Genomic DNA, 8768 nt, shown 5'->3' with positions numbered 1-8768 from the left:
CAGTAAACCATATATGCAAATGAGAGAGTAAAAAAATATTACGATGCTTTTGGATTATTTTGAAAAGGTCTGTGAGCGTATGAAGGCTGGAACGAGGTCCAAACGGGGACTAATTTTCGCCTTGTTCTGTAAGCCCGAGCCCACAGCACTTGAAGACTGCCCGTCTACAAAGTGCGACATTGCAACCGGAGCCCGCTGTGCGATGAGCGGGGTATCGCTGTGGCGGATGATGTGCGGCAACATTCCTGTTTTTTCACTTTTTACTTTCTTCCCGGATTGACAATACCGCCGGCTAAACGGCCGAACGGGATTATTCAGAGCGATTGTTCGTTAGAGTACCTGCCGAATTACGACAGGAATTTCTGACCGGTCAATCGCTTTTCCCGGTCCGGTCGGACCGGACCAGAATTTCGTTTCAATCGATAGCAGGTAGGGGAACCTGCGTATCGCCCACACAACAAAAAAACGCAATCACGAGGATGCAGAGGACCGTGAGTTAATGCAGCAGAGATCTACCCATTCAGAAGAATCACTCCAACCAGCAGTCACGACACCACAGTATGAATCGCATGTTGAGAATTCCAAAGGACCTCTGAAGGTCACGCAGGAAGCCGTCGAAGCATACGAAAAACGAACAGGCTTCTATGGCATCGGGAGGATCATGGTCGAAGACGGGCACTGGCTTATCGTCACAAAAGAGGAGCTCGCAAGGTCCAGGGCCCAGGAACAGACCAGCCACACCATGATGTCACGCCAGCGGGGGCTTGCATGAGCCCCTGTGCAGCCGGCCATATTTTGCACGGCAACGAGGGCCGCGTATATATCTGCATCTGGGAAGAGCGGTACCAGATTTGCCCGGAAGATCTCGGTATGCTTTTCTTTGTCGGCGATCGCGTGCCGCTCATGAAAAAAGGTCCGGCCCTGCAGGTCTACCAGATATCCGGCCTGGTCTCCCTCAGCCCCTCCGGGCAGGCCGTCATCATCGCGATCGACAAGCAGCGGTATATGATGCCCCGCGCCAGGCTCCTTGCCGTCGCGCTCGGGGAAGAAGCATCCTGCGATTTCTTCGAGATGCCCGAAGAAAATTCGGACATTGAAATTATCTCGCCGCACAAGGAAGGTGCGACTTCATGACCAGCCGTCGCGGTACGCTGGTTGAAGAGGGGGCCCGCGAACTGCTCCAGATCCACGGCTACACCGTTCGGGTTATTCCTCCCGGTTTTAACAAGCGGCTCCCGCCGGTACATCTCATCGCCACCCGGCCATCGGGCGAAACCATGTTCATCCGCATCCAGAAATTGTCCCACCGGTCACCTACGGCAGAGTCCATCGAGAGACATTGCCCGAACGATCTCACGCAATTCCGTAAGTACATCTCCAACCATCCTGAAGAAGCGGGGCTTCGCTGCGAGATCTGGATCTACACCCTGACGCACGGCTTCCGTTGTTTTGAGATCCTGGCGGACAGCATCCGCGAGATCCCGAAACTCGCGTTGCACCCTCCGGGAATTTCACGGGCCCGGGGTGAGGCATGAGCGCCGTGCGCCGCATGCAGGTGCTGGAACAGCAGGCCGGAAAGATTCTCATAAGTCTGGGGTATGAGCCGGTGATCGTGAGCAACTTTGTCCGAAGCTGCCGGTATATTGCCTTCCACCTGACCGCCAACAAGAAACTGGATGACGGGACCATCGATTCCGTGATGGTGAAACTGAAAATTTCCCTGCATCCGATTGAGTCCCTTGAGGAAGCCGCGGTGTTCTGCCGTGAGGAGATTGCAAGCGTGAAGAAATTTTTTGAACGGCTGCCTCCGGATGAAAAGCCCCCCCGGTTCGAGGTCTGGATCTCCATTCCACTGAACGGGTTCCAGCAGTTCGAGATTACTCATGATGGCATTCGGGAGATCCGGTCGCCCGGTGACAGGGCATCTTTTACACGAGGTGCGTCATGATCGCACAATGGGCGTTCAGTGCCTTGAAACAGCGGGCCACCGAACTGCTCATCTCCCGGGGCTTTGAACCAGTCCTCCCCGTAGAGGAATGCTACATCTCCCACTATATCCCGCTCCACCTGGCAGGGGCAAAGGGCGACAACGAGGTACTGTGCGTGAAACTCCGGATGGCGTATGGCGCGGTGAGCGTGCCCTATGTCGAATCGTTCTGCCGGTTCGAGATCTGCCAGTTCCGCACGCTCCTCACGATAGACCCGGGCAATGTTTTCATCCGCTGCGAGGTCTGGGTCGTGTCGCCGAACGGTTCCATCCATTGCTACGAGGTTTCGCCCGATGAGATCCGCGAGGTGGCGGCCTATGCCCGATGAAGAAAGACCGACCGGGACCATCGAGAAGATCGATGGCATTCCGCTCTACTTGATTCCAAAGACGATCGCGGAGCAGATCAAGAAGAAGGGCGATGCCGTCTTCCAGATCCTTGTCGTGCGGAAGTTCCATCACCGCTATTCCGTGAATGTCGAGACATTCGACGAGCACGCCGCGCGGGTGAATCAGGCAGAGCCAGCCAAGAATGAAGGCGACGGGCATGCCTGACCCGACAGTTTTCCCGCAGCAGACCAGAGCAGGGATCCGGGTGGTGACGTGTGGATGGTCTGCTCCGTGATGCAGTCGCCCGTTTAGCCGGGCCCGGGCAGGTTGTCGAGGTCCGGGCGCTCACCGATCAGTACACTCACAGCGGCTACTTCAGCGATCCCGCTCTGCTCGTCCGGGCCGTGGAGCCGCTCGATACTGACAGCTCAGTGCACGGCATTTATGTCACGCTGAATGAGGTGAACCCGGCCCTGCTCTCGCGCCGGGCAAACCGGATCAAGATGCGGCTCGGCAAGAAGGACAGCACGACGAGCGACGCGGATATCCTGCGCCGCCGCTGGCTGCCGGTCGATATCGACCCGCTGCGACCGAGCGGCGTGTCGAGCACAGACGAGGAGCACGGGCTGGCGCTCGCGAAAGCCGATGAGGTGGCCCGCTGGATCGCCGGGCTCGGATTCCCGGAACCGGTCCGAGCAGACTCCGGCAACGGGGCCCACCTACTCTACCGTATCGACCTGCCGAACGATGAGGCCGCGACCGCACTGGTGAAGAGCTGTCTTGCAACGCTCGACGCGCTCTTCTCCGATGACCGGGTGTCCGTGGACACGGCGAACTTCAACGCGGCCCGGATCTGGAAACTCTACGGCACGGTCTCGCGGAAGGGTGACGATACCCCGGACCGCCCGCACCGGAGGAGCCGGATTATTGCGGCTCCGGATGAGCTGAAGGTTGCGAGCGCGGAACAGCTCAGGGATCTCGCGGCCCGGCTGCCGACCGAGCAGCACGCACAGCAACAGCCGGCGACTACGAAGGGCAGTGGCTTTGACCTGCGCGGGTGGCTCTCCGATCACGGGCTCGGCGTCCGGTCCGAGAAACCTTACAACGGCGGGACGCTCTTTGTTCTCGACCAGTGCCCGTTCTCATCGGCGCACAAGGACGGGGCTTTTGCGATCCAGTTCGGCAGCAGCGCGGTCTTCGCCGGCTGCAAGCACAATTCCTGCGGCGGCGGGACGCAGCGGTGGCAGGAGCTCCGCGAGCGGTTCGAGCCGGACCGGGCAGCGAAGCGGAAGAACTGGGAGCAGAAACAGAAGACATGGGGGAAGGACCGGGCGAAAGCGAAGGTTGAGCATGACGGTGCGGTCGATGCTGGACCGGCCCCGGTTGCTGCCCCTTCCGACCAGCGCGCAGCCGCGCTCGATGTGCTGGAACACGGCGACCCGGTCGCGCTAATGCTGCGGACTTTCGCGCAGGAGCATGTCGGCGACGAGATTGTTGCCCGCTGCATGATCCTCTCGATGGCATCGCAGGCCGTGAAAAATTCCGATGGCCTGCATGTCTCCGTGACCGGTGATTCCGGCAAGGGAAAGACCCACGCCTTCCGGAAAATGATGCGCCAGGTGCCGGATGCGTACAAGGTGAAGGGCACGGTGAGCAACAAGGCGCTCTATTACATGAAGGATCTCCGGCCCCGGACGGTCCTGATGAGCGACGACACGGAGCTCTCGGACGGGATACAGGAGATCCTGAAGTCTGCGACCTCGAACTTTCACGAGCCGATCACGCACACGACGGTCACAAAAGACCTGACCTCCCGGGTCTGCACGATTCCCGAGCGGTGCGTCTGGTGGATCGCAAAAAAGGAAGGGACCGGTGACGACCAGGTGATGAACCGGATGCTCACCTGCTGGATCGATGAGTCCTCCGAGCAGGACGCCCGGGTGCTGGCGGCAAAGCAGGACCGGGAGATGCTGGACCCGGACCTGTTTGTGGAGGAGTCCGATGAGCTCGTGACCTGCCGGGCCATCTGGGAGATCCTGCACGGCGAGATGATCTGGGTGATCATCCCTTATTCGAAACGGATCCGGTTCAACGCCATCTGCAACCGGCGCAACCCCGATATGCTCTACGACCTGATCAAGAGCCACGCGGCCTTGTTCTTCATGCAGCGCCGGCAGAAAACGAGCGAGGACGGGACGCTCTGCGTGTATGCAATCGAGGAGGATTTTAACGCGGCAAACGATGTCTTCACACTCCTGAACGGGACGGCGGGCGGGCAGGAATCGAAGATGACGAAGAAGGAATCGGACCTGCTCGCGATCATCGAGAAGGCAGACCTGCCGGAGTTCACCATTCAGGATCTCCAGCGGTTCACCGGCGGGTCCTACATGGGGATTTACCGGATGATCAAGGGCTACGACAGCCGGGGGAAGAACTACACCGGTCTCCTTGAGAAGTGCCCGGCACTCTCCTTCACCGACCGGACGGTCACGATGAACGAGGACGAGGGCGTTTCGGTCCGGCGCAGGACCGAGGCGTTCACGTGGAGCCGCGAGATCTACCGGCAGTGGACGAACGGCGGGGCCTGCTGGCTCGATCGCGATCCGAAAGGTGGCCATGACGACGATGGCGCTAGGTCAGTTACAGCATTACAGCACGTTTACAGCAGTTTTACAGCATCTGCTGTAAATCAAAATGGCAAACCCGGTGCGCCCGGTTCCTGCAAAGAAGATGATTGTACAAATAATTCTGTACTAAGAGAAGGGGATTTACAGCAAAACCGGAATTATGGAGGGGGCAAAAATTCCGGAAAAAGTTCTGATCAGTGTCTCCATGATCCTGAAAATGCTGTAAACAAAAAACGATCTCCGCCCGGTGCCGCACAAAAGAAGAATCCGGCCCCACCGGCTCGCCCGGCCTCTTACAGCACGTGCAGTAAACCTGCTGAATCGAGCCCGGATCCGGACCCCCCGGCTGTAAACAAGGATCGGGTCCGGTCCATCCGGGCGCGCGACTACAAAAAACTCGAGATCCCGGAGCCGAAGACCCCGTGCCATTCATGCGGGAAGAAGGGCTCCTGGTATGTTGAGAAGTTCACCGCAGAGCGGCGGGCCCGGCCCAAGGACCGGCAGGAAGCCCGGCGGATCTGCCGCTCATGTTACAACGAAGCGGTGAAAGCGGAGCAGATGGCATCGGTCCCGCTGCCCGGGGCCGTGGAGGTTTCCCGGTGCGCCAGAGTGACTGCGGATATCGGGAAGTGCTCGGTCTGCGGGATTGCAAAAGCGGTGTGGCTCGATCGGGAGACCGGTGTGAAGCTCTGCGAGCATTGTTACGGGAGAGGGGTACGGGAAGATGCACAGGAGGCCGGGGTGGTGTGATGGTTCCGCCGGCGCTGAATGCCAATTTTGCTCCTGATAAATTTGGCAGACACTGTCTGCGGAATTGGCATTGCTAAATTTTCGTTCAATTGCCCAGACAGTGTCTGGGGAATTTCCGGACTGGACATAATCCGGACGGCATCTGGATAATTCTCCCGGCAGTGTCGAGATAATTGTCTACACAGTGTGGAGACAATTATGCAATCGGTGGGTGGACAATTCTGATACCGACAAAAACGATAAAAATCCCTGATCAAAGGGGCCAGAAAGGGGCCTAAGGGGCCTCGGAGTAATCAGGATAAATGAGACATGAATGGGACAAAAATGAGACAAATGAGACATGGAGTTTTTAAAAAACAGAAGGGCCAGAGAAGGGCCTAAAGGGCCAACCTCCGCCGGAGGAGAAGGGCCTGACATGCCCGGGCTGATTGACTCATTTATGTAACATATGACTTTGACAGGTATCGCATTTTGGTGATAGGATAATAAATGTATCAGTGATAATGGGGAAAATCTGGTCAAGAAATCACCGGGTTTTAGGGGCGGTCAAGAAATTGTGGGTACGCTGTACCCACAATCCGGGAATGGTTCACAGAATCTTCTTTAGGTGCCTGTCCGAGATCGGGGCGGTGTGGACCGTGCCCCAATGATGCCCCTTTTAGTGCCCCTTTTGCCCGATTCGTCGATCATCTATCTCGTTTTTTTATTCACCATTTATTCGCCATTTTCGTCACGTATTCACCACGTGTCATTGTCCACATATGCCCACATCATGTCCACATTGGCCATGAGAATTCTGCGGGTTTTAATTGAATATTTTTCCATTTCAATGAATATTTATGCAATTTCTCAATTGTGACTCAGCGACCGCCATGCCCACTCATGTCCACATAGGAGGAAAAGACCGCATTGAGCCGGAATAATTTCGTTGCTCCGCTTTTTTCCATCACAATGACTTTTTGCATCTCAAGATCTGCAAGATCGCGTCGTGCAGTCTTCTCATTGCATGCAAAAATTCTGCTGTATTCCTGCCGGGTGATCGTGGGGTGCGTTTGCAAATATTTGAGTGCCTTGTGCTGCCGTTCGTTCAGGATCTCCGGGTGTTCAAGAAGTGTGTTGACCGTTGAGCGCGAGAATGTAACCACAAAATCATTGCCCGTTTCACGGAACTGCGGGTCCGGGACACCGTCCCGTTCGCAGGCGGTGATCATACTGAGCGTACCCGATCCCCACTGTTCGATGTACCCGATAAGGAACAGGAGCCGGGCAATGGTTTTGTTCCGGGGGTGAGAGGAATGTTCGACTTTTAAGAGTTCAACCGTGACACCTTCCATCAGTATCCCGGGGTTCCAGACCTGCGCCCTGCTGTCAAAGATACGGATCTGGACATTGCCTGATGCGTTATAATCGCGGTGGCAGACCGCATTGATCACCGCCTCCCGCAGGGCATCGGGCGGATATTCCCAGTGCTCTTCCCGCTGCATCTTTCCCGGGACAACCCATGCTGCTTTCCGGATTGTCTGCGTGATGAACCGGTTGGTATCTTCGATGAGCTGATCGATCCTACCGTGCAGGATGTTCATGTTAAGATAGGTACTGGAAACCTCTTCACCTTTGAACCGGGCGCAGCGGATCTCTGACTGGATGAAAAACTGTTGTGGATCTTTCCCGAAGAACAGGATGGCCGCATGGGTAGGCAGTCCTCCGTTCAGGACACCTAGTTTTTCCAGTGCGGTTTTTACCGGAATTAAAGGATCTGCATCGAATCTTCGTTCCTTCTGCGCCCTTTCAAGGAATGCCCTTACCGAAGGTGCATCGATGTCATCAAGGGTGGCTCCCCGGCAGGGCTGATCATCCCAGGGCACTGCATGTTCCCTGAGTATGATGCGTTTAATTTCATCGGGAGGCATGACCCGGTTCTCGGTTCCTGTCCGCATGTACGCGATACCATCAAGATAGTACGGTTTGCTAATTCCCTTCGGGACCGTGACAATGATCAGGTGTTTTCCCTGTTCTTCGATGACGCGGATATCCGGTGTGATCTCCGGTTTTATCCGGGAAGTAATTTGCTGGGAGAGTTTACGGAGCGAGTGGTCGGCGGGATCTACGCCAACTATTGCCCCGGTGTTGGTCCTGCCAAACGAGATGACACCCCCATGATGGTTGAGGAACCCGCAGACGGATTTGAGCGCGGGCTCAATGAGGGAGAGGGATTTTTTAAATTCCAGGGTGTCGGATTCGTGAAGGGTCATGAATGGAATGTCCCAGAGCTTTGTACTGAGTTAGGGTTCTCTTCCTTTTTCTTGTTGTTGCTTCCCGCATATGAAAAAACCATTTTCTTGGAGGTGAAGACAACCATGAATCGCCATCCCTTCAGCAAAGCCTAAGCCCCTGATCTTACACATCATCTTATCAGATGACCGTCCCACCGGCCCTCCTTTCCCATGAGAGCACGGAGCATTACACCCCGCAGTATATTCTCGACGCGGTGATCGCGTGTTTGGGCGCGATCGAACTCGACCCGGCCAGCAACAGCCACGAGATCCCGAACGTGCCGGCAGCGAGGCACTATACAGCTCAGGACAACGGCCTTGTGCAGCCCTGGGTGGGGCGGGTGTTTCTCAATCCCCCGTTCGGACCCGGTGTCGAGCAGTGGTTCTCGAAGTTATTCCAGGAGCGGGCCGCAGGCCGGAGCACGGAGGCAATTGTGTTGTGGAAGTCGGCGACCGAGACATCGGCGTGGAAGACGCTGACGGCATTGTCGTGCCGAGTCTGTTTTCCTTCGGCCCGTATCCGTTTTGTGGGTCCTTCCGGAGATGATGGTCCGGGACCGACGTTTTCACCGGCGCTGTTCTATGTTGGGGAGGGGCCGGAGCAGTTCGAGGAGGCATTTGCCGGAATTGGGGCGGTGTGGAAGGTGCCGGGGAATATGTAAAATAATGCGATGATCAATGCATTCTTAACAAGGTCTGAAAAATGGATTATCAGACCTTATCACCAATGACAATATCAATCGGTTTTTCAGGGAATCCTATCATCGAGTAATCAACATATGTACCAGAATAACCTAATAT

General features: G+C 56.2%; 9 protein-coding genes. 8 read left to right on the top strand and 1 reads right to left on the bottom strand.

Going from position 1 to position 8768, the window contains the following annotated elements:
* Positions 1–499 precede the first annotated feature (499 nt).
* Genes QZN75_RS08580 through QZN75_RS08550 form a run of 7 tightly spaced genes read left to right on the top strand, consistent with a single transcriptional unit; the run spans position 500 to position 5694 of the window.
* Entirely contained in the window at positions 500–772 is a 273-nt protein-coding gene (locus QZN75_RS08580; protein ID WP_292427402.1) for a hypothetical protein, read from the top strand.
* Complete coding sequence (locus tag QZN75_RS08575; protein ID WP_292427400.1) at positions 769–1134, top strand: hypothetical protein; 366 nt, start codon at positions 769–771, stop codon at positions 1132–1134. The genes QZN75_RS08580 and QZN75_RS08575 overlap by 4 nt, the downstream gene beginning before the upstream one ends.
* Positions 1131–1535 carry a hypothetical protein gene (locus QZN75_RS08570; protein ID WP_292427398.1) on the top strand — a complete coding sequence of 135 codons (405 nt, stop codon included), beginning with the start codon at positions 1131–1133 and terminating at the stop codon, positions 1533–1535. The genes QZN75_RS08575 and QZN75_RS08570 overlap by 4 nt, the downstream gene beginning before the upstream one ends.
* On the top strand, positions 1532–1948 hold the full coding sequence (locus QZN75_RS08565) for a hypothetical protein (RefSeq protein WP_292427396.1): 417 nt from the start codon (positions 1532–1534) through the stop codon (positions 1946–1948). Before QZN75_RS08570 ends, QZN75_RS08565 begins: the two co-directional genes overlap by 4 nt.
* Positions 1945–2316 carry a hypothetical protein gene (locus tag QZN75_RS08560; protein ID WP_292427394.1) on the top strand — a complete coding sequence of 124 codons (372 nt, stop codon included), beginning with the start codon at positions 1945–1947 and terminating at the stop codon, positions 2314–2316. Before QZN75_RS08565 ends, QZN75_RS08560 begins: the two co-directional genes overlap by 4 nt.
* Positions 2306–2542, top strand: coding sequence for a hypothetical protein (locus QZN75_RS08555; RefSeq protein ID WP_292427392.1), 237 nt, complete (start codon positions 2306–2308; stop codon positions 2540–2542). Before QZN75_RS08560 ends, QZN75_RS08555 begins: the two co-directional genes overlap by 11 nt.
* A 50-nt stretch (positions 2543–2592) precedes the next feature.
* Positions 2593–5694, top strand: a complete 3102-nt coding sequence (locus QZN75_RS08550) for a hypothetical protein (RefSeq protein WP_292427390.1) — start codon at positions 2593–2595, stop codon at positions 5692–5694.
* 860 nt (positions 5695–6554) lie between these two features.
* Here QZN75_RS08550 and QZN75_RS08545 read toward each other — a convergent pair.
* Positions 6555–7946, bottom strand: a complete 1392-nt coding sequence (locus QZN75_RS08545) for an ATP-binding protein (RefSeq protein ID WP_292427388.1) — start codon at positions 7944–7946, stop codon at positions 6555–6557.
* Between the two features lie 164 nt (positions 7947–8110).
* On the opposite strand from QZN75_RS08545, the gene QZN75_RS08540 reads away from it, so the two are divergent.
* Complete coding sequence (locus QZN75_RS08540) at positions 8111–8629, top strand: DNA N-6-adenine-methyltransferase (protein WP_292427385.1); 519 nt, start codon at positions 8111–8113, stop codon at positions 8627–8629.
* Positions 8630–8768: the final 139 nt, after the last annotated feature.

Origin of the sequence: Methanoregula sp. (assembly GCF_003170075.1) — an archaeon.
Classification (GTDB): Archaea; Halobacteriota; Methanomicrobia; order Methanomicrobiales; family Methanospirillaceae; genus Methanoregula.
This window is presented reverse-complemented; position numbering and strand designations above follow the sequence as displayed.